The sequence below is a fragment of the Thermobifida cellulosilytica TB100 genome, from assembly GCF_001517975.1.
GTDB lineage: Bacteria > Actinomycetota > Actinomycetes > Streptosporangiales > Streptosporangiaceae > Thermobifida > Thermobifida cellulosilytica.
Window position 1 is genome coordinate 130,193 of record NZ_KQ950183.1, and the last position, 21,234, is coordinate 151,426.

Consider the following 21,234-nt stretch of genomic DNA (forward strand, 5'->3'; position numbering starts at 1 on the left):
GGTCAGCCGGTGGCCGCCGCGAGTCTGGCGGCCAGTCGCGGTGCGGGAAGCTCCGCCGGGCTGCGCCACGCGTGGCCGGTGACCTCCTCCGTCTGGAGGTGCACCCCGTGGGCGGAGGCCCGGTGCAGGTAGCGGAAGTCGAAGTGCCAGTGTTCGGGCTCGCCCCTGGCCGGGTTGGCGGGAATCCGGTGGATGTCGAGGTCGATGGGGGCCGGGTCTGTTCCGTCGTGGGGGTGGACGTGTTGGGGGTGCAGGCCGGTCTCCTCGGCCAGTTCGCGCAGGGAGGCGGCGAGCAGGTCGGTGTCTTCGGGCTCCAGGTGGCCGCCGGGCAGCAGCCAGGCGTTCAGTGCTCTGTGGCGGATCAGCAGCACCCGGTTGTCGGGGTCGACCACCACCGCTCCGGCGGTGGCGTGGCCGATGCGGAACTCCGTGCGCGAGGACAGGTCGTGGCCCTCGGCGAGGGCCTGCTCCAGCAGTCCGACCCGGTCGCGCTCATCGGGGAAGCGGGCGAGGTAGCGGTCCAGGGCGGCGCGGATCTGCGCGTTGGTGACGGTCATGGTGCTCCAGTGAAGTGGTCCAGCCAGGTGGCCGCAATCGATTCGCGGATATCTGCGGGAAGTTCGTGGTGTCCGGGCTCGTGTTCCTGGTCGGCCAGCAACGCGACAGCAGCGAGTATTTCGGCCTGGACCAGGAAGATGAAGGCACCCACGCTGGCTCCGTGCAGGAAGTTGACGGCATTGCCGTCGTTGAGGACGTAGAAGTAGTGACCGGTGCGGGAGTAGCGGGTGACATGGGGGGCGACGTGCTCGCTGGTGTAGCTCCGGTGGAGTACGTCGAGCTCGAGTTCGTCGTCGGACGAGGTGACCGATGCGATGTAGGCCCCGTTGGCGACACGGTCGAAATCCCCCTGCCTGAGCGCCAGGTTGCCGGTCGCGCATACGATGATGCCCGCGTCGGTGAGGGCTTCACGCAGGGAACAGGTTGTGCGGAACCCCTGGGCGAGTGCGTGGGTGCGTTTGACTGGATCGGTATCGAATACCGTTACTTGTACGTTTCTGGTGTGCAGCATGTGAGCCACCGAGGAACCCAGTTTCCCGAACCCGATCACTGTTGCGCCGCGGCCGTAGAGGATTTCCCCCCGGGAACGGATCAGCGCTTCGGTGGAGAACACGACTGACTGGCCCACGAGATAGTCCTCGGGGGTTTTGAGCGGGGAACGGGCCACGCTGTACACCGGGCACGGTGGTTTGTCGTAGGCCAGGTAACGACGGTGCCCGTTCTCGGTGTCCTCGACCAACCCCAGGATCTGTCCGGAGAACCTGTCGCAGATCTGCGGGAGAGCTGGAGCAAAGTACCCGCCGACGTCCAGCAGCACCAGACGTTGCCCGGGGGCGCGATTCTCCAGGTAGGACAGGGCTTGTTCGGGGCAGGCGAAGCGGTTCCGGTCGAGTTGGTCGCATCTCCAGTGCTGGGAGGCTTCCTGGTGCGCTGTGGGGTCGATGCTCTTGGGCTTGGGAAGCAGGGCGCACACCTGCGTCAGTTGAGCGAGTGCGTGAAGGAAGAGCGGGCGTTCTGCGAGCAAGTGGGTGACCGCGATGGAGGACACACGTCGAGTGGGGGCGAACGGGCTTGTGACCTTGGTGAAGTAAGCAGTGATCCGGTCGCGTTCGAAGTCTTCCAGCACGGAGGGCTCCTGGCTGCGAGGAGGGGTCAAAGCATCACAACCTTAATGCTTTGATGATTGATGCATCAAGGTAATAGCTGTGATTCCTCTCTGAGGCACAGGTGTCCCGCAGTTACCCGATGACGTCCCGGTACAGAAGTTCGTACCGGTGGGCGCCCTTGACCAGGATGGAAACCTCAATGGGGCGGGACTGGTCGGTGTAGACGGTGCGCAGGGTGCGCAGCACGGGGACGTCGTCGGGTAGCTCCAATGCTTCGAACTCCTCGGTGGTGGCCAGCCGGGCCGATACCCGGTCGACGTGCTCACGCGCCGGATACCCGAGGTCAGCGAGAAGACGCGGGGAGCCTCCGCGGATTTTCTTCTTTTCCAGGAGGGGGGTGCCGCGCGCGATCTCCATCGGAAAGTAGTTCCACACCAGTTCAGCGGGTTCGTCGTCCAGAAGCAGCATCTGGTGGCGCAGTGCCGCACTCTGCCCCGCTTCGAGCCCCAGTTCCCGGGCCACCTCGGGCGGAGGAACCGTCTCCCCCACGGTGATCAGGCGTGCGGAGCCTCGCTGGGAGCGGCGCTTCGCCTCACTGATCCACCGGTAGGGCTGCTGCTCTGCGGCTGGGGGAAAGTAGGAGGCAGGTTGAAGAGCCAGAGGCGTCTCGTTCCGCACGTACACTCCGACTCCGGCCCGGCCGATGACGAATCCCTCTTCTTTGAGGACCTTCAGTGTGCGTTGTACGGTCTGGCCGGTCACCTGGTAGCGCGATGCCAATTCCTGGGTGGTGGGCAACTGCTGGCCGGGGGCCAGCTCTCCGGACATGATGGCGGCGCGCAGTTCGGCCGCGATCTGCTGGTGTCGGGGACGGGAGTCTTTCTTGTGCGCCACCGCTCAGCCCACCATGATCCGGTAACGCAGGTGGCGGCCTTCCGGGCGCATGATCATCATCGACGCCTCGAACGCCGTGCCGTCAAAGGCGCGGGTGACCCGAAACAGGACGAGTACGGGGTGCCCTTCCGTGATCTCCAGTTCGGCAGCCTCGACAGCGGTGGCTTGGCGGACGCTGATGTCCTCGACCACCTCGTGGGGTGGGTATCCCAGTCGGGCCAGCAGTGTGGGTGCGCCTCCGGGGATCTTGCGTGGTTCTGCCAACTCGGTACCTGACGCGATCGGTGTCGGGTAGTAGGAGTGGGTCAACTCCACCGGCCGACCGTCGAACAGCATGATCCGGCGGCGCAGTACGACTGGGCTGCCCTCCGCGAGAGCGAACGCCTCGGCCACCGGTTCGGGAGCGGGCACCTCGGCCACCTCGACCAGGCGCTGTGAAGTCCTTCCACCACCCTGCGCAGACCACGGGTCGGGCACTCCCGCGGCACGGGGCGTCACGTAGTCCACGGAGTCGTCGTTCACGCGCGGTAGATCCACGTTTCCTCCCCGGTGTGATGGTTGTGGTGGCACAGTAGCAAGCACCGCCTTCACCCTACGTCCGGCTTGGAGTGCCGGAATTTGGACGGCCCCGGTGTCACGGCCGCCGGGCGCCGTCGGGCTCTCCGAGGACGGCCGCGAGTCTGGCGGCCAGTCGCGGTGCGGGAAGCTCCGCCGGGCTGCGCCACGCGTGGCCGGTGACCTCCTCCGTCTGGAGGTGCACCCCGTGGGCGGAGGCCCGGTGCAGGTAGCGGAAGTCGAAGTGCCAGTGTTCGGGCTCGCCCCTGGCCGGGTTGGCGGGAATCCGGTGGATGTCGAGGTCGATGGGGGCCGGGTCTGTTCCGTCGTGGGGGTGGACGTGTTGGGGGTGCAGGCCGGTCTCCTCGGCCAGTTCGCGCAGGGAGGCGGCGAGCAGGTCGGTGTCTTCGGGCTCCAGGTGGCCGCCGGGCAGCAGCCAGGCGTTCAGTGCTCTGTGGCGGATCAGCAGCACCCGGTTGTCGGGGTCGACCACCACCGCTCCGGCGGTGGCGTGGCCGATGCGGAACTCTTTGCGCGAGGACAGGTCGTGGCCCTCGGCGAGGGCCTGCTCCAGCAGTCCGACCCGGTCGCGCTCGTCGGGGAAGCGGGCGAGGTAGCGGTCCAGGGCGGCGCGGATCTGCGCGTTGGTGACGGTCATGGTGCTCCGGTCAACCGGCCCGGCCGGGGGCCCGCAATCGATTCGCGCACACCGGAGGACACCCATGAAGATGACGTTAAGTAGCGAAAGCGTCACCCATTTCGCTGATGTGTGATGTAATCACTTCAGCGTCCCCCGAGACTCGCACCTCAGGGTGAGACGTCTCCCCGGCCCCCGCCGCGCCGTCCCTCGATTCTGAGGAGAGCCATGCTCTGTCACTGCGGTGAGCCCGTCTCTGTCAGCTACGACCACTACCCCAGCCCGTTCTGCGGCAATTGCAGTCTCGTCAGCGCGTCGCGGGACTCGGCGTCCAGCTCTTCCGGCGGGGCCGTCTGGCTGATGCTCTACGGAGCGCTCGGCCTGGGCCTGGCCGTGCTGCTGGCGTTCGAGCTCCTCACAGGCTGGTAGGACCGCCAGCCCGGTCCGCCGGCGGTCCCGCGCCCGATCGGGGGGAGGCGCGGGGCCGTGCGGCCGCCCTCGTCGGTGAGGGGGAGGGCAGAGGCGGTCGCCGCCCCGGAGACGGCTGCCGCCTCCGGCCCGGTGCCCGCGGGCCGCGACGGCCGCGCCCGGCCGTCGCGGCGACCGGGTCAGTAGACGCGGGTGACCGTGGTCTTCTCGGTGGAGAGGAGGTAGTCCTCGGGGTCGAGGTTCATCGCCGCGCGCCTGGGGGAGGCCCAGTAGCGGCGGTTGGCCTCGGCGAAGCCCTCGGGGCCGTCGTAGCCGAGGGTCCAGATGAACCTGTTGTTCTCGCGGTCGATCCACGCGCCTTCGATGGTGAACCCGAGTTCCAGGCGCAGCGGGACGATCTCCTCGCGCCAACGCCGCACCCACTCGTCCAGCAGTCCCTCGCGGACCGTGTAGACGCGGTGCTCGACGGTACCGGCCATGCAACCTGCTCCAATCCTCGGTCGGGGGCGTCGGCGGGCGACACACACACGGTAGTGTGCCCCGAGCCGCCGGAACAGCCGACACGGAACGTGCTTCCCGTCCGCTGTCGAGAGGCGGACCCGAAATGGCCGGATCCGGCCACGGCGGTCGGTGGCGCCGGTGGGAGGCGGCACGGCCGCTCCGGCGCGGCTCCCCTCCCGGCGGGCCGCTCACGTGGGCCCTGTCCGAATTTCCCGCCGGGGAGGAACCGCCGTTCTCCCCGTGGTGGCCGGGGGCGCGTCCGCAGCGAACGGCACCGGGCCCGGGAGGATTCCGGCGAAAACCCCGTGAGGATTTTCCGTGGAGATTAGTATCGTCGCGGACGCGATCGGTATACGGCCCAGCAAGGAGTGTGCGCCAGGTGTCTTCCCCGGCTTCGTCCCAGATCCCGGAGATCCGTACCGACCAGCCCACGGTCGCGCGTGTCTACGACTACGGAATGGGCGGCAAGGACAATTTCGAGGTCGACCGCCAGGCGGCGCTCGCTCTGGTCCAGGTCTCGCCCGAAATGCTCGACGTCGCGCGGGAGAACCGCCTCTTCCTCTACCGCGCGGTGCGCTACCTGGCGCGCGAGGCCGGAATCCGCCAGTTCATCGACATGGGCAGCGGAATGCCCACCCGCAACAACGTGCACCAGGTGGCCCAGGAGTTCCAGCCGGAGGCCCGTGTCGTCTACATCGACATCGACCCGATCGTGCTGGCGCACGGGCGCGCGCTCCTCGCCGACGACCACAGCACCACGGTGATCACGGCGGACATGGCCCAGCCCGAGCAGATCCTCGCCAACGAGGACCTGAGGGCCCTCATCGACTTCGACCAGCCGGTCGGTCTGCTGTACTTCTCCGTCCTGCACTGCCTGCCGGACAGCGCCGACCCCGCGGGCGCGCTGCGGACCATGCTCGACGCGGTGCCGTCCGGCAGCTACCTCGCCATCTCCCACCTGTGCAGCGACGACGTGGAGGCGGGCGACGCCTTCACCGAGGAGATGCTCGCCCTGGGGCCGTGGGGGCGGGTGCGCCGCCCCGCGGAGCTGCACGAGTTCGTCGCCGGTCTGGAGCCCGTCGAGCCCGGCATCGTCGACGTCTCCCAGTGGCGGCCCGACCCGAACCAGCCGTCGCTCGGCCCCGTCCCCGAGCCGCTGCGCCCCTACGTCGGCCGCTCCTCCGAGACCAAGAAGATCTGGGAGCTCGGCGGCGTCCTGCGCAAGCCCTGACCCGTCCGCCCGGTCCTCCGGGCGGGCTCACCGCCGGTCCGCTCCGCGTTCCTCGCCCCACTGCCGCGCGGCGACCGCCGCGCGCTCGACGGCCCGCGGAGGCGGGGCCAGCCGGACACCGGCGTCGGTGAGCATGCTCAGGTCCAGCGTCCACGCCACCCGCGACCGCGCCTCCCACACGGCGAACGCCTCGTCGACGTGGCGGCGGGCCTGGGCCTCGGTCATCCCCGTGACCTCGCGCAGGTGGGCGAAGGCCCGTCCGGCCAGGCCGCGCACCTGCGCGAGGCCGAAGTGGGTGACGGTGTGGCAGTCGGTGCACAGGCAGATCAGGCGGCGCAGCGCCTGCACGCGGGTCCGCTCGTCGTAGACCCAGCGTTCGTGCACCTCCAGCCACCGCCGGGCCGCGCGGTCCTCCGCCGCGCCGCAGACCTCGCAGCGCCGTCCCGCCCGGCGGGTGACCATCCGCCGCAGCCGCTCCCAGTCGCGGGCGTCCACGCACGAGCGGACGTTGGTGAACCAGCACGTGCTGGGCACCAGGTCGACGAACAGCCCCGAGCCCAACGACCGGTCCTCGCCGGGCAGCAGGTCGGGAACCTCGGGAGCGGCGGCCCACCGCGCCAGCGCGTCCATGCCCGGCCGGGGCGCGTACCACCGCTTCTCGGCCGGGTCCCAGCGCGCGCCCGCTGCCTTGGCCTCGTCCTTCTCCGCGAACGGCACGTCCAGCCAGATCCGTCGGCCCGTCATGGGCGTCCTCCTCCACCTCGGCGGGGACCATTCTCCCCTCCCGGCGCAGCGGAGGAACCGGCCGGCCCGGCGGCGGGCGCGCCCGCCGCCGGGCCGGTCCGCGGGGTGCGGAGGGCTAGCGTCCCACCGCGCCGTCGATCTGCTCCCGCAGGATGTCGGCGTGGCCGGCGTGGCGGGCGGTCTCCTCCACCATGTGGACCAGCACCCAGCGCAGCGACGGCGCGGGCTCGTGCTCCCGCAGCGACCGCACGCCCGGGCGGTCCAGGTCGTCGCAGGCCAGCGCGATCTCGTTGGAGCGCTGTGCCGCCTCCCGGTAGGCGGCCAGCACGCTCTCCACGGTGTCCTCCTCGGCGGGCCGCAGCCGGTAGTCGCGGAACGGGCCCGGGTCCCCGGCGTAGGCCCAGGCGAACCAGTCGTACTCCACCGCCGCCAGGTGCTTGACCAGCCACAGCAGGCTGGTGCCCGAGGGCACTCCGGGGGTGCGGGCCTGCTCGTCGGTCAGCCCCGACAGCTTCGCGGCCACCGACTCGCGCAGGTAGTCGAGGAAGGTGAGCAGGGTAGTCTTCTCGTCGGCGTTGATCTTCGGAGGGCGCACGTCGCCGCGCGGTCGGGAGTTCGTCACGCCGCGACACTACTCCCGCACGCCCGGACAGAAGAGTGCGGGGGTCGCGGTGGGGGAGCGCGCGCCGCCGGGGCGGATGTCCGCTGCCGCCGAATCCGGCCGACCGAATGGGTGGAAAAGGGGGCAAAGCATCCCGCTGTGGGGTTGAATGCCGGTGAGCGCGCCCGTCGAACGTCGTCCGCAGCACCGAGGAGGCCAGCACGCCGTGCCGACGCAGGGAGACCGCATCCGGGGACGGTACGAACTCACCAGGCCGATCAGCAGCGGCGGCATGGGGCAGGTGTGGCAGGGCTACGACATCGTGCTCGACCGGCAGGTGGCGGTCAAGGTCATCCGCCCCGGCGTCGCCGCCGACCGGCTGGAGGCCGAGGAGCTGGCCGCCCGGTTCCGCCGCGAGGCCAGGATCACCGCGCGGATCGAGCACCCGGGCGTGCCCGCCGTCTTCGACGCCGACATCGACGGCGACCACGAACAGCTCTACCTCGTCATGCAACTGGTGCGCGGCGTGCCGCTGGGCGACCTCATCGAGGAGGAGGGGCCGCTGCCCGTGGCGACCGCGGTGGCCGTCGCCGCGCAGATCTGCACGGTGCTGTCCTACGCCCACGCGGTGCCCGTCATCCACCGCGACCTCAAACCCGGCAACGTCATGGTCGCCGAGGACGGCTCCGTCAAGGTCCTCGACTTCGGCATCGCCGCGGTGCTGCGCACCGACACCACCCGGCTCACCGCCACCGGCAGACGCCTCGGCACCTGCGCCTACATGCCGCCCGAACAGGTGCGCGGCGGCGTCGCCGGACCCGCCAGCGACCTGTACTCGCTCGGCTGCATGCTCTACGAGCTGCTCACCGGGCACCGGGTGTTCCCCGGCGACAGCGACTACGAGGTCATGGACCACCACGTCCGCACCGCGCCCCAGCCGGTACGGGACCTGCGCCCCGACGTGCCCGCCGCACTCGACGACCTGGTGCTGCACCTGCTGGCCAAGAACCCCGAGGAGCGCCCGGCCGGCGCCCAGGACGTCCACGACCGCCTCGTGCCCTTCCTGCCCGCCCCCGATCCCGCCGCCGCGGACGCCCTTCCGCCCCCCGGGGGCCTGCCCGACCCCACCCGCCCCTACCGGCGTCCCCTGGCCCCGCGGCCCCGGCCGGACGGCGCCGCACCCCGCCGCCCCGCGCCCGCCCGGCCCGCGCAGCCCGACCACCAGGCCCCGTCGCTGCCCACCCTCCCCTCCGTCGAGGAGCTGGAGGACGAGCTCGCCGAGGTCGCCGAGCACGTCGAGATCCTCATCGAGGAGGAGCGCTACGCCCAGGCCGCCGGAGTGCTCGACGAGGTCCTCGACCGGGCCGTGCCCTGCCTGGGCGCCGCCCACCGGGACGTGGTGGAGCTGCGGCTGAGCCGCGCCGTCGCGCTCAGCCTCGGCGGCGACCACCGGCGCGCCCTGCCCGAGTACCGGGAGCTGGCCGACCACTTCGCCGCAGCAGAGGGGCCGGACAGCGAACGCGCCCTGCTCTGCCGCCAGCAGGCCGCCCTGTGCCGGGCGCAACTGGGCGAGTCCACGGTCGCGCTGCGCGAGTTCCAGGAGCTCCTCACCCGCGTCGCGCCGGTGCGCGGCGACCGCGACCAGATGGCCCTGGAACTGCGCCTGGAGATCGGCAGGCTGCTGCTGTACACCGGGCGCGTCGCCGAGGCCCGCCGCCGTCTCGGCGCGGTGCACGCCGACCTGGCCGCGGCCCTCGGCCCCGGCGACCCCCTCACCCGGGAGGCCGCCGACCTGCTGGCCCGGCTCGGCCGCGACCGCGCCTGACCCCCTCCCCAGGAGGACGGCCCCAGTAGCCGGGCCGCGCCGACATCACCGCCGTCGACTTCCAGGCCGACCGGGGCCCCACCGGGGCACGGGAGGGCGCGGGCCGCGCTTCCTCGACGGCTCCGAGGAACAGCAGCGCCGGGAGGAGGCCGCCGAACGGTCCGCGCTTCCGGGAGCGGACGGTTCCTGGGCCAGGAGCAGGCACGTCGTCGACGAGGCCCGGGACCTGCGCCCGGCCCGGTGGCGCCTGCTGCGCGCGGCCGTGCCGGTCGCCCCGACGGCCGCTTCGCCGTCGCAGACCCGCACCAGTGAATCTACGACATAAAGGCGGCGCTGCGGGCACTGGGCCGACCGGTGGGAGGCGTCGCCCGGCTGCACCGCAACCACCGCAGCGCCCAGGAGATCCTCTCCCGGGCGGGAGGACTGCCGGACGGGCAGTCCGCGGCGAGGGCCGGGCCGCGGGGAGGTCAGCGCGCTCACCGGGTGCCGCTCCGCGCTCCACGGCGAGCCTTCCGAGACCCGCGCGGCCGCCGACCGGGAGGCGGAGACCGGGGAGCGCGTTCCTGGTGGAGGCGGACATCGCGTGAGCCCGGCCCCGCTCCCGATCCGCGGGGGAGGGGGCATACCGAATGGTCGGCAGTCTGCGGGGACGCCTGTCGGGTCGGACTGGTTGACACCGCAACCGGAACTGCTGTCGCGCCAGGGCTGCCCCGGAGGGCTTTGTCCAGGTCAGGAAAGTGGTCTGAAGACTGCTGAAAATGTCACATTCGATACAGGCTCGATTGCGCAGTGTTTCCAACTGGAGTGGTCTAGATTTTGGGAGCGCTCCCAAAACGTCGGATTGGACTGCATCCATGACCGCTCCCCTGTCCGCATCCTCCGCCGAAGCCGACCGCTCGGACCGTCCTCCGGTGTCGGGGCAGCGCCGGGCGCTGGGCGCGCTGCTGTTCGCCGTCTGCTCTGCGGTGCTGGCGGCGGCGGCACTGGCGGTCGTCTCCGCCCCGATCAGCCTGCTGCTGCCGAGCGAGGCCAGCATGCTGGCCCCCGGCGCCGTCGCGACCCTCGGACTGGCCGGGCTCCTGGTCCTGCTGTCCCTGTGGGCGTTGCTGGGCCGTGTCCTGCGCGGCCTCGGCGTCCAGAACCCCCTCGCGACCGCCTCGCTCGCCCTGATCGTCCCGGTGGGGTACGCGATCTCGCGGGTCGGCTGGTACGGACCGGTCGACGCCCTGTGGTGGGCGTCGGGCCTCTCCGCGCTCGCCGGCCTGCTGGTCTGCGTGGCGGCCACCGGTCGGCGCGGCAGCTACCGCAAGCCCGTGCTCGCCGTCACCGCCGCCCTCGTCGTGCTCGTGGGGGGCGTGCTGACCGAGAACGAGGTGATCCGGCTCGCCCCGCGCTCCGAGTTCGACCGGCACCCCGCCATCCCGGTGCTGCGCCACCCCGACTGGGACCTGGAGGACGTCGAGGCCTCCCCGGAGCGGGCCGAGGTGCTCGTGGAGTACCGCAACATCAAGCGCGAGGACGCGGAACCGCTCTACCTCCACGTCTACCGCCGCGAGGCGGAGAACTGGGAGTCGCTGAGTCTCGTGGAGGGCACGCAGGGGCAGGAGGTCGTCAAGCGCGACGGGACCACCGTGGTGCTCGACGTCTCCAACGGTCCGAGCCTCTACCTCAACCTCGACCTGGGGACCCGGGTCCGGGTCGTCTGGGCCAGCGGCACCGACGAGGAGCTGCTCTCCCTGGCCGGGTACATCGGTGCCGCCACCGGCGTCGAACGGGCCGAGCTGCGCAGCAAGATCAGCCCGTTCAGCCACGGCTAGGATCCGGTCCGGAAAGCGGCGTGCCCGCGGCGGGCACGCCGCCCCGCCCTCCGGGGGAACGGGGGAGAAGCCCGCGGGAATCCGCGTACTCGGTCCGGAAAAAAAGTGTTTTCCTCCGGTTGTGTGCGGGAAAGGGAATGACGATCCCGTCCATTCTTCTGCGTTGTCGCCGACCACGGGCGGTGCTAGCCTCCGAATGTTTCTCCCCTGGGGAATGTGAGACCGGAACGAGGACCGATGAAGCTCACCATGCTTGCCAAAGACGACAAATCGGGCAACAGGGGATGTCCAGCCGTCTACCTCGCCGACACCGGGGAACTGGTCGTCCAGGGTGCCCGGTTGGCAGACTCCGATCTGGGCGAACTGGAGAATTTGCTGCCCGGGGAGACCGCGGTGCGCATCGCGCCCGAGACGGTGCTCCGGGCGGTCGAGCGCTACCGGGAGAGCCGACAGTCGTGACCTCTGCCGGAACCGAACGGTCCCGGCCGGTCGACGAGGCGGAGTTCGACCAGCTCTTCACCGGCTTCCGCTACACCGCCTTCCGGCTGGAGACCCTCCAGCGCTACGACGTCGACTACGAGAAGGAGCCGTTCCGCAGGTTCCTCGCGGGCGAGCCGTGGTTCTTCCCCGACCAGGAGGAGTGGGCCGAGGAGCTGCGCGACGGGATCCGCCGGGGCCGCACCTACCGCAGGGTCCACGTGGTCACCGAACCGCTCACCGACTACGTCCGCTTCGAGTGCGCCTGGGCCTACCGCCCCAACGTCGCGGCGGGCGAGGACGTGCGCATCCTCCCGGTCGCCGAGGGCGACTGGCCCGAGGGGCTGCCGCGCTTCGACTACTGGCTGTTCGACTCCTCCCGGCTGCTGCGGATGAACTACGCCCCCGACGGCTCGATGCTGACCCCCGAGCTCGTCGAGGACCCCGAACAGATCGTGCTCGCCAACCTCTGGCGTGACCGGGCGCTCCACCTGTCCGTGCCGTTCCGCGAGTACGCGGCCCGCTTCGACTCGGCCATGCGCCCGCTGTGACTGGCGACCGCCACCCCGCCACGGCCAACACGGTGCACGGCGACTCCGGAGCGGTCGTGCAGGCCGCAGCGGTCCACGGCGACGTGTACGTCACCGGTGCGGCAGCCTCCCAGGAGCCAGCGCCGCGCCAGCTCCCCATGGCGGTGACGGGTTTTGTCAACCGCGAGGCGCAGCTTGCCTACCTGGACAGCCTGCTCCGTGCGGGAACGGAGGCACCGTACCGCGACAGCGGCGGCGCCGTGGTGATCTCCGCGATCGGTGGTGCTCCCGGTGTCGGCAAGACCGCCTTGGCGGTGTACTGGGCGCACCGAGTGCGCTCCCACTACGTCGACGGCGATCTCTACGTCAACCTGCGCGGCCACGGCCCGGGACCGGCGATGGGCGCGGCCCAGGCGCTCGACGTGCTGCTGCGCTCCCTCGGCGTGCCACCCGAGCGCATCCCCGACGACCTGGACGGCAAGGCCGCCCTGTACCGGTCCAGGCTCGCCCGGAAACGGATGCTGATCGTCATCGACGACGCCGTCAGCGCAGACCAGGTGCGCCCCCTGCTGCCCGCCTCCTCCACCTGTCTGGTCCTGGTGACCAGCCGCAGGGCGCTGTCCGGCCTCGTGGCAAGGGAAGGAGCCGAGCGAGTGACTCTGGATGTGCTCTCCACGGAGGAGGCGGTCGACCTCCTCCGGAGGACCGTGGGGGAGCGGCGCGTCGACGCGGAGGCCGGGGCGGCACGGGCGCTGGCGGCGCACTGCGCCCACCTGCCGCTGGCCCTGCGCATCCTGGCGGAACGCATCATCAGCAGGCCCGACACCCCGCTGGCGGAGTTCGCCGCCGAACTCGCGGCGGAGGACGAGCGGCTCGACGCGCTGGGGGCCGAGGACGACGAGCTGAGCGACGTGCGCGCGGTCTTCAGCACTTCCTACCGGGCGTTGGACGCCGAGTCGGCTCGCGTGTTCCGCCTGCTGGGCGTGCACCCCGGAGCGGAGTTCGGGGTGCACGCCGCCGCGGCGCTGGCCGGGCTGGCGGCGGCGCGCACCAGACGGGTGCTGGACCGCCTGGTCGGGGTCCACCTGGTCCACCGCGTGCGCGACCGCCGCTACCGGCTGCACGACCTGCTGCGCCTGTACGCGGCGGAACGCCTCCGGCAGGAGGAGAGCGAGGAGGAGCAGACCGCGGCGCTGCGCCGACTGGCGGGCTGGTACCTGCGCGCCGTCGACAACGCGCGCGCCGTCACCCATCCGCACTTCCGTGCGGTGGCCGTCCCGCAGGACGTCGAACCGGCGGAAGTGCCGGTCTTCGACTCCACCGAGGAGGCCATCGCCTGGTTCGACGAGGAGTACGCCAACCTGCTCGACGTCCTGGGACTGGCGGCCGAGCGGGGCCAGCACGACCTGGCCTGGCGGCTTCCCGTGCTGAGTTATCCCCTGCTCGAACTGCGCGGCCACTGGCGGCACTGGCGCGAGGCGCACCTGAGGGGAGTGGAGTCGGCCCGGCGGGCGGGGGACGGCCACGGACTGGCCCGCAACCTCCTCGGACTGGGTGACGCCGAGTGGGTGCTGGGCCGCAACCGCGAGGCCCTGGAGCGCTACCGGGCGGCGCTCGACGCCCTTCCGGAGGAGGGGGACGGGTGGATCGAGGGGTTCGCGCTGCGCCAGATCGGCCTCGTCAACTGGCAGGAGGAGCCCTCCGAGGAGGCTGTCGCGCTGATCGAGAGGGCTGTCGCGGTCTTCCGCCGCGTCGGTGAGCGCAGGGGCGAGGGCATGGGGCTGCTCAGCCTCGCCGAGTGCGCGCGTGACCGCGGCAGGACCGGCACGGCCCTGGAGTACTGCCGTGCCGCCCTGGAGGCCCTCGACGGGATCGGCGACACCTGGAGTGTTGCGTGGGGACGCTGTTCGCTGGCGTCCGTGCTGGACTCCGCCGGGCGGCGGGGCGAGGCCCTGGCCGAGTACCGGGCGGCCGCCGAGGTCTTCCGCGGCTTCGCCGACCACGCCAGCGAGGCGATGGCGCTGACCCGGATCGGGGAGATCCACGAGGCGTCGGGGGAGGCGGACCGGGCCCGGTCCGCCTTCGCCGCGGCGGCGGAGCTGCTCGGCCGGAACGGGGACCCGGAGGCGGAGCGGCTCCGGGAACGCGCCGAACGTCTCGGCGCGCACGGCTGACCCCGGCCGCCCGGCCTTCCCGCAGCCCCGCGGCCGGTCCCGGAACCGGACGGGGGGACGGAGTCCTCGCCGGGGAAATGCATTCTGCGCATCGCATACATCTGGCGGGATAAAAGGCAGAAAAAGGGACGCCATTCGCGTTCGGGTGTTGTCTCGCCGGTGGTGCGCTGTTACTCTCGGAAAAATTTTTGTTTCTCTGGGGAGAATCGCCGAGACGGAAAGCGGTAGAACTCACGATGAGTGACAAAGACGAGGGAACCGGTGAGGGCGGCGGCGACCAGCCCGTCCGTTTCGTCGAGAGCAGCGAGGCGGTGGAGGGGGACCTGCTGACCTCCGTCGACGTGGAGGAGAGCCTGGACGGTCTGCTGGAGGGCGAGACCGAGGAGCACGCCGCCCCGGAGGCGGTGCTCCGGGCCTTCGAGCTCTACCAGGAGAAGCAGCTCGGGTGAGGGCCGCCGGGCGCCGGATCAGCCCGCACCGAGCGCCCGCAGGACCGCCGTGGTGGCCGCGGCCACCACGAGCACCAGGAGGAAGGGGGCGCGCAGCAGCAGGGCCGCCACCGCGGCGGCCATGCCGCCCAGCCGGGGCAGGTCGAGGACCAGCCGGTTCCCGTCGGCCACGGTCTGCAACGCGATGAGCGCGGCCAGCAGCGCGACCGGCACCGCCAGCGCGAAGCGGCGCACCAGCGGGTGCTCCAGCAGGGCGCGCGGGGCGGACAGTCCCGCGTACTTGAGCAGGTAGCAGCCGACTCCGGTGACCAGGACGGCGGCCCACAGCGTCATCGTGCGCTCCTCTCCGAGGCGGTCGGCTCCCCGTCGTCGCCCAGCGCGACCAGGGCCGCGATCGAGGCGAGCAGTACCGGCGCGCCTGGCGGCAGCAGCGGGGTGGCGGCCAGGGCGATCGCCGCGCCCAGCAGCGCCACGACCAGGGTGCGGCCGCCCTCCTTCAGCCGCGGCCACAGCAGGGCCAGGAACGTCGCCGGGCCGACCGCGTCCAGCCCGAAGACGTCGGGGTCGCCGATGCTCTCGGTGGCGACCGCGCCGACCAGCGTGGTGGCGTTCCACAGGGTGAACAGGGTGGCGAAGGTGGCGGTGAAACCGGCGCGGACGTCCGCACGCCCCCGCTGGGCCAGTGCCACCGCCGTGGTCTCGTCGATCACCCCGTGCGCGGCGAGCGCCCGCCGGGGGCCGTGCCAGTCGAGCAGTTCGCTCAGCCGCAGCCCGTAGAGGGTGTTGCGGAAGCCCAACAGCAGCGCGCCCACCGCCCCCGCGACCAGGTTGCCGCCGCCCGCGACCACGCCGACCAGCGCGAACTGGGAGGCCCCGGTGAACGTCAGCAGGCTGAGCACGCACGCCTGGAGCACCGACAGGCCGGAGGCGACCGCGGTGGTGCCGAAGGCGAGCCCGGAGAATCCGACGGCGAGGCCCACGCCGAACCCGTCGCGGACGGGAGGTCGGCGGGCCAGGGCGGTGAGAGCGGAGAGCGGGACTGGACGGTTCACGTCAGCGAACCTAGCCCACCCGCCTGCCCGGCCGGGAACCAGCCCGGACTATCGTCGTGGCGTGCTGGACATCGTGGTGGCCCGCGGCGAGCGGGAGCGTGCGGCGGTCTTCGTCCTGCGGGGCGCGGTCTTCGTCGCCGAGCAGAACGTGCCGATCGAGGAGGAGTGGGACGAGCGCGACGCCTCGGCCGAGCACTTCCTGGCGCTGCGCAACGGCGTCCCGGTGGGCACCGGCCGGCTGGTCGTCCAGGGTGACGAGGGGCTGCTGGGACGGCTGGCGGTGCTGCGCCGGGAGCGGGGCAGGGGCGTGGGCGCGGCGCTGGTGGCCGCCATCGAGGAGCGCGCCGCGCAGCGCGGCCTGGCCGCGGTGGAGCTGCACGCCCAGGTCCACGCGCTCGGCTTCTACGAGCGGCTGGGCTACACCGCCTACGGGCCGGAGTTCGAGGAGGCGGGCATCGCGCACCAGAGCATGCGCAAGGAGCTGCCCCGCCGGGGCGGCGGCCCACTTGACTAGAATCACGTTCTGTTTTGTGGCTCCACGGCGCCCCGCGAGTCTACTCGCGAGTAACATTTGGTGTGGTCACGGCGATCCGCGCCGGACTGACTGTGACTGAAGGGCTGACGACACTGCCATGACGGTCGATGCACACCCGATCGCGGACCTGCCCAACCCGGCCGACTACGGGTTCACCGTGGTCGACCGCCAGGAGCTCCCCGCCGAGCTGACGGCCCTGGCCGACCAGGTGCGCCGACTGATCGACGCGGTCGCGCACACCGACGCGGACCCCTCCGAACTGGCCGCCGTCAACCGCGCGGTCGGCGAACTCACCGAACGGCTCAACACCCGCCGCCGCCCGGCCAGCACCATGGTGCGCCAGACCTGGGACGGCGGGCGGGTCGACTACAACACCATCGCCAACGCGGTGAGCGGCCCGGCCAACCCGGTCGCGCCGCTGCGCAACCTGCGCGTCACCGAGGACGGCCTGTACGGCGAGACCACCCTCGACAGCTTCTACGAGGGGCCGCCCGGATGCGTGCACGGCGGCTGGGTCGCCGCCCTGCTCGACCAGGTGCTCGGCGAGGCCACCGCGGTCTTCGGCCGCGTCTGCCTGACCGCCAACCTCACCGTCGACTACCGCCGCCCCACCCCCCTCAACACCCCGCTGGCCGTCTCCTCCCGCATCACCGGCGTGGAGCGGCGCAAGGTGTTCGTCTCCGGGGAGATCCGCTGCAACGGCGAGGTCACCGCGGAGGGCACCGCGATCATGGTGCAACTGGCGGCCCCTCCGGCCTGACCGGGCGCCCGGCCCGCCGACCCCGGGGTCAGCCGCGGCTGACCGGGTAGCGCAGGATGGTGCGCAGCCGCTCCGGAGCGGTCCGCGCCGGGTTCGACAGGTAGATCTCGTGGTGCCTGCCCGAGATCCGGTACCCGTGCTCCTCGGCGAAGGACAGCAGCCGCCGGACCGCGGGTCCCTCCTCGGCGTAGGGGCCGGTGTGCAGGAGCTGGACGCTGGGCCCCTCGGCCACCTCCCGGAACTCGACCCGGTCCACGGCCGCGTCCGGCCTCCTGCGGGACGCCTCGGCCAGGGCGTCGGCGACGCGTCCGGCGTCCGCCTGCGGCGGCTGCATGATCATCATGGTCCAGTGCCACGCGTCCCGGTCGTCCATGGGCAGGTCGTGGCGGCCCGGCGCCCACCACAGCCCCTCCAGGGGCATGACCGGGTACTCCACCACCGCCTCGCGCTTCAGCGCGAACCGCAGTGCGTAGGAGGCCGCGTACAGCGCCTCGACGGCCCGGCGGTAGGCCGGCCCCGACGGGTCGCCGACCCCGTCGACCGCGAGGAACGGCAGGGCGGGCACGTCCACCACCTCGGGCTCGGCGGAGGCCGAGTACAGGTTCCGGTACTGCTTCTTGAAGTCGGTCCTCGGCGCGGCGGCCATCCTCACTCCTCCTCGTGCAGGGGGACGACGATCCGCGTCCGCAGCCCGGCCGGATCGGTCGTCCTCGGATCGTCCAGGTACTCCTCGTAGACCGAGCCCCGGGGACGCAGCGCGCGCTCGTGGACCCAGGCGAACACCGCCTGGTAGGTCAGGAACAACTGCTCGTAGGGGCCGGTGTGCAGCGCCGTCGCGGCGAGCCCGCCCGGCAGGTGCTCCACCCGGGTGCCGGGGACCGGCGCGGCGGTCGGCGCCGCCACCCCGACCGCCACGGCCACCCGCTCCCGCAGGTCGACGGGGAAGCGCCCCCACAGCGGCGGGGACCACTCCAGGCCCGCCGCGGCGGCCGTCACCTGCTCCACGCACCGGCCCATGGCGGCGCCGATCTCCTCCGGCGCGCACTCGGCGGAGCAGACCAGCAGGCGCCGCTCCGGCTCCCGGGACAGCGCGACCTCCTGGTGCAGCAGGCCCTCGGCCACCAGGCGCTCCAGCGCCTGCCAGGCCCGGCGCTGGGCGGCGATGCGCTCCTCCAGGCGGCGCTGCTCGGCGCGCAGCACGGCGTCCTGGACGCCGCGGTCGCCGCCGAGCATCCGGGCGATCGACGACAGCGGGACGTCGAACCCGCGCAGCAGGGCGATGGCCATCGCGTCGCGCACCTGGTCGCGGCCGTAGTACCGGTAGCCGGTGGCGGCGTCGACCCGTTTCGGCGGCAGCAGGCCGAGCTCGTCGTAGTGGCGCAACTGCTTGACGCTCAACCGGCACAGCCGGGCGAAGGCGCCGATCGACAGCAGGTCGGTGGACATGGCCCCATCCTGGTCCCTCCCCCCGTGGGAGAGTCCAGCGCGGCCCGCACCGCCGCGCCCGCCGGGCGGGGGCACTAGGCTCTGACCGCCGACACGACGGGGCAGGACCCCACGAAACTCCGGGCGGTGGTGGATGACGCAGACCGGCGAACGCGCGGACGGGACGGCCCCCGCCGACCCGTCCGCCGGATCCAGCGGCGGGTCCTGGCCGTGCTGGTGGCCGCCCAGGCCGTCGGCGGGATCGGGAGTGGGGCGGCGCTGACGGTCGGCGGCCACGTCGCCGCGGACCTCACCGGCACCGACGCCTGGGCCGGAGCGGCCACCACCATGTTCCCCCCGGGCGCGGCGGCGTCCGCGCTCCCGCCGGCCGCGGCGGCGGCCCTGCGGGGACGGGCTCGCCGCCGTCGGCGCTGCCATCAGCCTGCACACCGCGGGTATGTATGCACTGTCCCCGCTGGTGGGCCGGCTCGCCGACCGCCTCGGCCGCATCCCCGTGCTGCTGGGCGGCCGGGCCGTCCTGCTCGCCGCCTGCGCCGTGTCCGGCCTGGCCGCTCCCGCCTCCCCCGCGGTCACCGTCGGCCTGGTCCTGCTGGGGGCGGGCTGGTCCGTGGGGCCGGTCTCCGGCTCCGCGCTGCTGGCCGAGTCGCTGCCCCCGAGCGGCGCCCCGCCCTCCGGGGCGTGTCCGACCTGCTGATGAACGCGGGCGGCGCCCTGTCCGGCGTCCTGCCGGCCCACTTCGGGTACGGCGGCCTCAACGCGGTCGCCGCCGCCCCCACCGTCCCGGTGCCCGGGTGTGCGGCGTTCGTGCTGCTGCGTAGGGCTCACAAGGAGGACACGTGACCGAACGCATTCTCGTCACCGGCGCGGGCGGACGGATCGGCACCCTGCTGTGCCCCCGCATGGCCCGCCCCGGCCGCGTCCTGCGGCTGTACGACCGGCGCCCCCTCGAACCGGGAGCGGGCGTGGAGACCGTCACCGGCGACGTCACCGACCTCGACGCCGTGACCAGGGCGATGGACGGGGTGGACGCGGTGGTCCACCTGGCCGCCCGCAGCACCGAGGCGCCCTGGGAGGAGATCCTGCACACCAACATCCACGGCGGCTACGTCGTGCTGGAGGCGGCCCGGCGCGCCGGGGTGCGGCGCATGGTGCTGGCCAGCTCCAACCACGCCGTGGGCTTCCACCCCCGCTCCGCCGGGACCGCGCCCGACTACCTGTTCCCCCGCCCCGACACCTACTACGGGGTCAGCAAGGTGACCCTGGAGGCGCTGGGCAGCCTGTACGCCGACCGCTACGGCATGGACGTCGTGTGCCTGCGCATCGGCTACTGCGGACCGCACCCGCTGGGCCGGCACGGCCTGGCCACCTGGCTGTCCCCCGACGACTGCGCGAACCTGGTCGAGGCGTGCCTGAGCGCGCCCTCTCCCGGGTTCCGCGTGGTGTGGGGCGTCTCCGACAACACCCGGCGCTGGTGGTCCCTGGACGAGGCCCGCGCCCTGGGGTACACGCCCCGCGACGACGCCGAGGTGTTCGCCCCCGACTGGGAGGGGGCCGCCCCCGAGGACGACCTCGACCCCGAGGGCCCCACCGTGGGCGGCAACTTCTGCGGCCCCCACCTCGACGCCGATCGCCTGCAACACGGGGAGGAGTGAACCGGGAGCCGGACCGTTCCCGAATTCCTCGGAGCGGGGTGTGAGAAAGGCGGGCGGTCGGGGAAGTGGCGGCCCGTAGGTGAGTGACCGACTGGCTTCGCACCCGGGGGGACTTTCCATGGCGGTTTCCGGTGACCTGGTCACGGTTCCCTACACCCTGGTGGGGGACGAGGACGGCGCAGACGAACTGGAGGACCCGGCGCAGGTCGGAGGGCATCGGATCGTCGAACGGATCGGCACGGGAGGGGCCGCGGCGGTCTACGCCGCGCTCGACCCCGAGGAACGGTGGGTGGCGGTCAAGGTCCTGCGTCCGGCGGTCGCCGCCGACCCCGCCTTCCGCAGGCGCTTCGCCCGGGAGGTCGAGCTGCTCGGCAGGGTCGCCGAGGAGTACACCGCGCCGCTGCTCGACGCCGACGTCCACGCGCCGCGCCCGTGGCTGGCCATGCGCTACGTGGCGGGGCCGACGGTCGGCGACCACGTCGACCGCGACGGCCCGATGAGCGGGGTGGAGCTGCTGGAGTTCGCCGCCGGCCTGGCCGAGGCGGTCGCGGCCGTGCACCGCAGCGGCATCGTCCACCGCGACCTCAAGCCCGGCAACGTCCTGCTGGCCGAGGACCGCCCCAGGATCATCGACTTCGGCATCGCCCGCAGCACCGACGAGGACACCCGCGGCTCCGGGGAGATCCTGGGCTCCCCCGGTTGGATCAGCCCCGAGCAGTTCCACGAACGGGTCCCCGGCCCCGCCGCCGACGTCTTCGCCTGGGGCGGACTGGTCGCCTACGCCGCGACCGGGCGGCGCCCCTTCGGCGCGGGCACCCTGCGGCAGACCGCCGAGCGGGTCCTCAACGGCGAGGCCGACCTGCGCGGCACCCCCTCCGTCCTGCTGCCCTGGGTGGAGGCCGCGCTGCACACCGACCCCGGCCGCCGGCCCACGTCGGCGCACCTGGCCGCGGCGATCGGCGGGCTCCTGGGGCGCCGCTCGGCTCAGGCGTCCAGCAACTGGGCCTCGATCAGCTCCCGGTAGAGGTCGTCGCTGAGCATCAGGTCGGCGTGGCGGCCCACCGCCCGGACCCGGCCGCCCTCGACGACCACGATCCGGTCGGCGTCGACCACCGTGGACAGCCGGTGCGCGATGACCATGACCGTGGTGGTCCGCGCGACGTCGGCGACCACCTCGCGCAGCGCCGTCTCGTTGGCCGCGTCCAGTTGCGAGGTGGCCTCGTCCAGCAGCAGCAGGCGGGGGCCTGCTGCCAGGGCGCGG

General features: G+C 72.5%; 24 protein-coding genes and 2 pseudogenes. 13 read left to right on the forward strand and 13 right to left on the reverse strand.

The window, feature by feature from the left end; genetic code table 11:
• Positions 1-2: 2 nt before the first annotated feature.
• The 5 genes from AC529_RS13240 to AC529_RS13260 form a co-directional block, all read right to left on the reverse strand.
• Positions 3-557, reverse strand: coding sequence for an NUDIX hydrolase (locus tag AC529_RS13240; protein WP_068757122.1), 555 nt, complete (start codon positions 555-557; stop codon positions 3-5).
• On the reverse strand, positions 554-1,684 hold the full coding sequence (locus tag AC529_RS13245) for an adenosylhomocysteinase (RefSeq protein ID WP_198156418.1): 1,131 nt from the start codon (positions 1,682-1,684) through the stop codon (positions 554-556). The genes AC529_RS13240 and AC529_RS13245 overlap by 4 nt, the downstream gene beginning before the upstream one ends.
• Positions 1,685-1,796: 112 nt before the next feature.
• Positions 1,797-2,558 carry a GntR family transcriptional regulator gene (locus AC529_RS13250; protein ID WP_068757126.1) on the reverse strand — a complete coding sequence of 254 codons (762 nt, stop codon included), beginning with the start codon at positions 2,556-2,558 and terminating at the stop codon, positions 1,797-1,799.
• 3 nt (positions 2,559-2,561) lie between these two features.
• The gene (locus AC529_RS13255; RefSeq protein ID WP_157080206.1) at positions 2,562-3,080 is read right to left on the reverse strand and encodes a GntR family transcriptional regulator; all 519 of its coding nucleotides are present in this window, start codon (positions 3,078-3,080) and stop codon (positions 2,562-2,564) included.
• Positions 3,081-3,192: 112 nt separating this feature from the next.
• A complete protein-coding gene (locus AC529_RS13260) occupies positions 3,193-3,771 on the reverse strand; it encodes an NUDIX hydrolase (RefSeq protein ID WP_068757130.1) in 579 nt (192 codons plus the stop codon).
• Between the two features lie 207 nt (positions 3,772-3,978).
• Here AC529_RS13260 and AC529_RS13265 point away from each other — a divergent pair, with 207 nt between their 5' ends.
• Entirely contained in the window at positions 3,979-4,179 is a 201-nt protein-coding gene (locus AC529_RS13265) for a hypothetical protein (RefSeq protein WP_068757133.1), read from the forward strand.
• A gap of 179 nt (positions 4,180-4,358) precedes the next feature.
• Here AC529_RS13265 and AC529_RS13270 read toward each other — a convergent pair whose 3' ends face one another.
• Positions 4,359-4,658 carry an NIPSNAP family protein gene (locus AC529_RS13270; RefSeq protein ID WP_068757135.1) on the reverse strand — a complete coding sequence of 100 codons (300 nt, stop codon included), beginning with the start codon at positions 4,656-4,658 and terminating at the stop codon, positions 4,359-4,361.
• Positions 4,659-5,059: 401 nt separating this feature from the next.
• Here AC529_RS13270 and AC529_RS13275 point away from each other — a divergent pair, with 401 nt between their 5' ends.
• Positions 5,060-5,911, forward strand: coding sequence for an SAM-dependent methyltransferase (locus tag AC529_RS13275; protein ID WP_068757137.1), 852 nt, complete (start codon positions 5,060-5,062; stop codon positions 5,909-5,911).
• Between the two features lie 27 nt (positions 5,912-5,938).
• Here AC529_RS13275 and AC529_RS13280 read toward each other — a convergent pair whose 3' ends face one another.
• Positions 5,939-6,655 carry a DUF5710 domain-containing protein gene (locus AC529_RS13280; protein ID WP_068757139.1) on the reverse strand — a complete coding sequence of 239 codons (717 nt, stop codon included), beginning with the start codon at positions 6,653-6,655 and terminating at the stop codon, positions 5,939-5,941.
• Positions 6,656-6,770: 115 nt separating this feature from the next.
• The gene (locus tag AC529_RS13285) at positions 6,771-7,277 is read right to left on the reverse strand and encodes a DinB family protein (protein WP_068757140.1); all 507 of its coding nucleotides are present in this window, start codon (positions 7,275-7,277) and stop codon (positions 6,771-6,773) included.
• Positions 7,278-7,482: 205 nt separating this feature from the next.
• Here AC529_RS13285 and AC529_RS13290 point away from each other — a divergent pair, with 205 nt between their 5' ends.
• The 6 genes from AC529_RS13290 (at position 7,483) to AC529_RS13315 (ending at position 14,528) form a co-directional block, all read left to right on the forward strand.
• A complete protein-coding gene (locus tag AC529_RS13290; RefSeq protein ID WP_068757142.1) occupies positions 7,483-9,081 on the forward strand; it encodes a serine/threonine-protein kinase in 1,599 nt (532 codons plus the stop codon).
• 854 nt (positions 9,082-9,935) lie between these two features.
• Complete coding sequence (locus AC529_RS13295) at positions 9,936-10,898, forward strand: hypothetical protein (RefSeq protein WP_068757143.1); 963 nt, start codon at positions 9,936-9,938, stop codon at positions 10,896-10,898.
• 237 nt (positions 10,899-11,135) lie between these two features.
• Positions 11,136-11,357, forward strand: coding sequence for a hypothetical protein (locus tag AC529_RS13300; protein ID WP_068757145.1), 222 nt, complete (start codon positions 11,136-11,138; stop codon positions 11,355-11,357).
• The gene (locus AC529_RS13305) at positions 11,354-11,926 is read left to right on the forward strand and encodes a DUF6879 family protein (protein WP_068757147.1); all 573 of its coding nucleotides are present in this window, start codon (positions 11,354-11,356) and stop codon (positions 11,924-11,926) included. Before AC529_RS13300 ends, AC529_RS13305 begins: the two co-directional genes overlap by 4 nt.
• On the forward strand, positions 11,923-14,079 hold the full coding sequence (locus AC529_RS13310) for an NB-ARC domain-containing protein (RefSeq protein WP_068757149.1): 2,157 nt from the start codon (positions 11,923-11,925) through the stop codon (positions 14,077-14,079). Before AC529_RS13305 ends, AC529_RS13310 begins: the two co-directional genes overlap by 4 nt.
• Positions 14,080-14,315: 236 nt before the next feature.
• Entirely contained in the window at positions 14,316-14,528 is a 213-nt protein-coding gene (locus tag AC529_RS13315) for a hypothetical protein (RefSeq protein ID WP_068757151.1), read from the forward strand.
• Positions 14,529-14,546: 18 nt separating this feature from the next.
• On the opposite strand, the gene AC529_RS13320 is transcribed toward AC529_RS13315, so the two are convergent.
• Complete coding sequence (locus AC529_RS13320) at positions 14,547-14,861, reverse strand: AzlD domain-containing protein (protein ID WP_068757153.1); 315 nt, start codon at positions 14,859-14,861, stop codon at positions 14,547-14,549.
• On the reverse strand, positions 14,858-15,580 hold the full coding sequence (locus AC529_RS13325; RefSeq protein WP_068757155.1) for an AzlC family ABC transporter permease: 723 nt from the start codon (positions 15,578-15,580) through the stop codon (positions 14,858-14,860). The genes AC529_RS13320 and AC529_RS13325 overlap by 4 nt, the downstream gene beginning before the upstream one ends.
• Positions 15,581-15,641: 61 nt before the next feature.
• On the opposite strand from AC529_RS13325, the gene AC529_RS13330 reads away from it, so the two are divergent.
• Together AC529_RS13330 and AC529_RS13335 are read left to right on the forward strand one after the other, a co-directional pair.
• Positions 15,642-16,094, forward strand: a complete 453-nt coding sequence (locus AC529_RS13330) for a GNAT family N-acetyltransferase (protein WP_068757157.1) — start codon at positions 15,642-15,644, stop codon at positions 16,092-16,094.
• A 118-nt stretch (positions 16,095-16,212) separates the two neighbouring features.
• A complete protein-coding gene (locus tag AC529_RS13335) occupies positions 16,213-16,875 on the forward strand; it encodes a PaaI family thioesterase (RefSeq protein ID WP_068757159.1) in 663 nt (220 codons plus the stop codon).
• Positions 16,876-16,903: 28 nt separating this feature from the next.
• Here AC529_RS13335 and AC529_RS13340 read toward each other — a convergent pair whose 3' ends face one another.
• Positions 16,904-17,521, reverse strand: a complete 618-nt coding sequence (locus AC529_RS13340; RefSeq protein WP_068757161.1) for a GyrI-like domain-containing protein — start codon at positions 17,519-17,521, stop codon at positions 16,904-16,906.
• Positions 17,522-17,523: 2 nt separating this feature from the next.
• The gene (locus AC529_RS13345; RefSeq protein WP_068757163.1) at positions 17,524-18,321 is read right to left on the reverse strand and encodes a MerR family transcriptional regulator; all 798 of its coding nucleotides are present in this window, start codon (positions 18,319-18,321) and stop codon (positions 17,524-17,526) included.
• Positions 18,322-18,706: 385 nt separating this feature from the next.
• On the opposite strand from AC529_RS13345, the pseudogene AC529_RS21345 reads away from it, so the two are divergent.
• From AC529_RS21345 to AC529_RS13360, 3 genes and pseudogenes are all read left to right on the forward strand, one after another.
• A pseudogene (locus AC529_RS21345) lies at positions 18,707-19,161 on the forward strand (MFS transporter); the annotation flags it as partial.
• A complete protein-coding gene (locus AC529_RS13355) occupies positions 19,158-19,973 on the forward strand; it encodes an NAD-dependent epimerase/dehydratase family protein (RefSeq protein ID WP_068757167.1) in 816 nt (271 codons plus the stop codon). The pseudogene AC529_RS21345 and the gene AC529_RS13355, both read left to right, overlap by 4 nt.
• A 118-nt stretch (positions 19,974-20,091) precedes the next feature.
• Complete coding sequence (locus tag AC529_RS13360; protein ID WP_068757169.1) at positions 20,092-20,997, forward strand: serine/threonine-protein kinase; 906 nt, start codon at positions 20,092-20,094, stop codon at positions 20,995-20,997.
• On the opposite strand, the pseudogene AC529_RS13365 reads toward AC529_RS13360, so the two are convergent.
• Positions 20,958-21,234, reverse strand: a pseudogene (locus AC529_RS13365) (ABC transporter ATP-binding protein); the annotation flags it as partial. The gene AC529_RS13360 and the pseudogene AC529_RS13365 sit on opposite strands and share 40 nt — an antisense overlap.

Excerpts from the sequence above, each read along its gene's own strand:
- AC529_RS13265 (WP_068757133.1), top strand. The coding sequence starts at position 3,979 with ATGCTCTGTCACTGCGGTGAGCCCGTCTCTGTCAGCTACGACCACTAC.
- AC529_RS13315 (WP_068757151.1), top strand. The coding sequence starts at position 14,316 with ATGAGTGACAAAGACGAGGGAACCGGTGAGGGCGGCGGCGACCAGCCC.
- AC529_RS13295 (WP_068757143.1), top strand. The coding sequence starts at position 9,936 with ATGACCGCTCCCCTGTCCGCATCCTCCGCCGAAGCCGACCGCTCGGAC.
- AC529_RS13280 (WP_068757139.1), bottom strand. The coding sequence starts at position 6,655 with ATGACGGGCCGACGGATCTGGCTGGACGTGCCGTTCGCGGAGAAGGAC.
- AC529_RS13260 (WP_068757130.1), bottom strand. The coding sequence starts at position 3,771 with ATGACCGTCACCAACGCGCAGATCCGCGCCGCCCTGGACCGCTACCTC.
- AC529_RS13340 (WP_068757161.1), bottom strand. The coding sequence starts at position 17,521 with ATGGCCGCCGCGCCGAGGACCGACTTCAAGAAGCAGTACCGGAACCTG.
- AC529_RS13240 (WP_068757122.1), bottom strand. The coding sequence starts at position 557 with ATGACCGTCACCAACGCGCAGATCCGCGCCGCCCTGGACCGCTACCTC.
- AC529_RS13360 (WP_068757169.1), top strand. The coding sequence starts at position 20,092 with ATGGCGGTTTCCGGTGACCTGGTCACGGTTCCCTACACCCTGGTGGGG.
- AC529_RS13335 (WP_068757159.1), top strand. The coding sequence starts at position 16,213 with ATGACGGTCGATGCACACCCGATCGCGGACCTGCCCAACCCGGCCGAC.
- AC529_RS13345 (WP_068757163.1), bottom strand. The coding sequence starts at position 18,321 with ATGTCCACCGACCTGCTGTCGATCGGCGCCTTCGCCCGGCTGTGCCGG.
- AC529_RS13270 (WP_068757135.1), bottom strand. The coding sequence starts at position 4,658 with ATGGCCGGTACCGTCGAGCACCGCGTCTACACGGTCCGCGAGGGACTG.
- AC529_RS13320 (WP_068757153.1), bottom strand. The coding sequence starts at position 14,861 with ATGACGCTGTGGGCCGCCGTCCTGGTCACCGGAGTCGGCTGCTACCTG.
- AC529_RS13300 (WP_068757145.1), top strand. The coding sequence starts at position 11,136 with ATGAAGCTCACCATGCTTGCCAAAGACGACAAATCGGGCAACAGGGGA.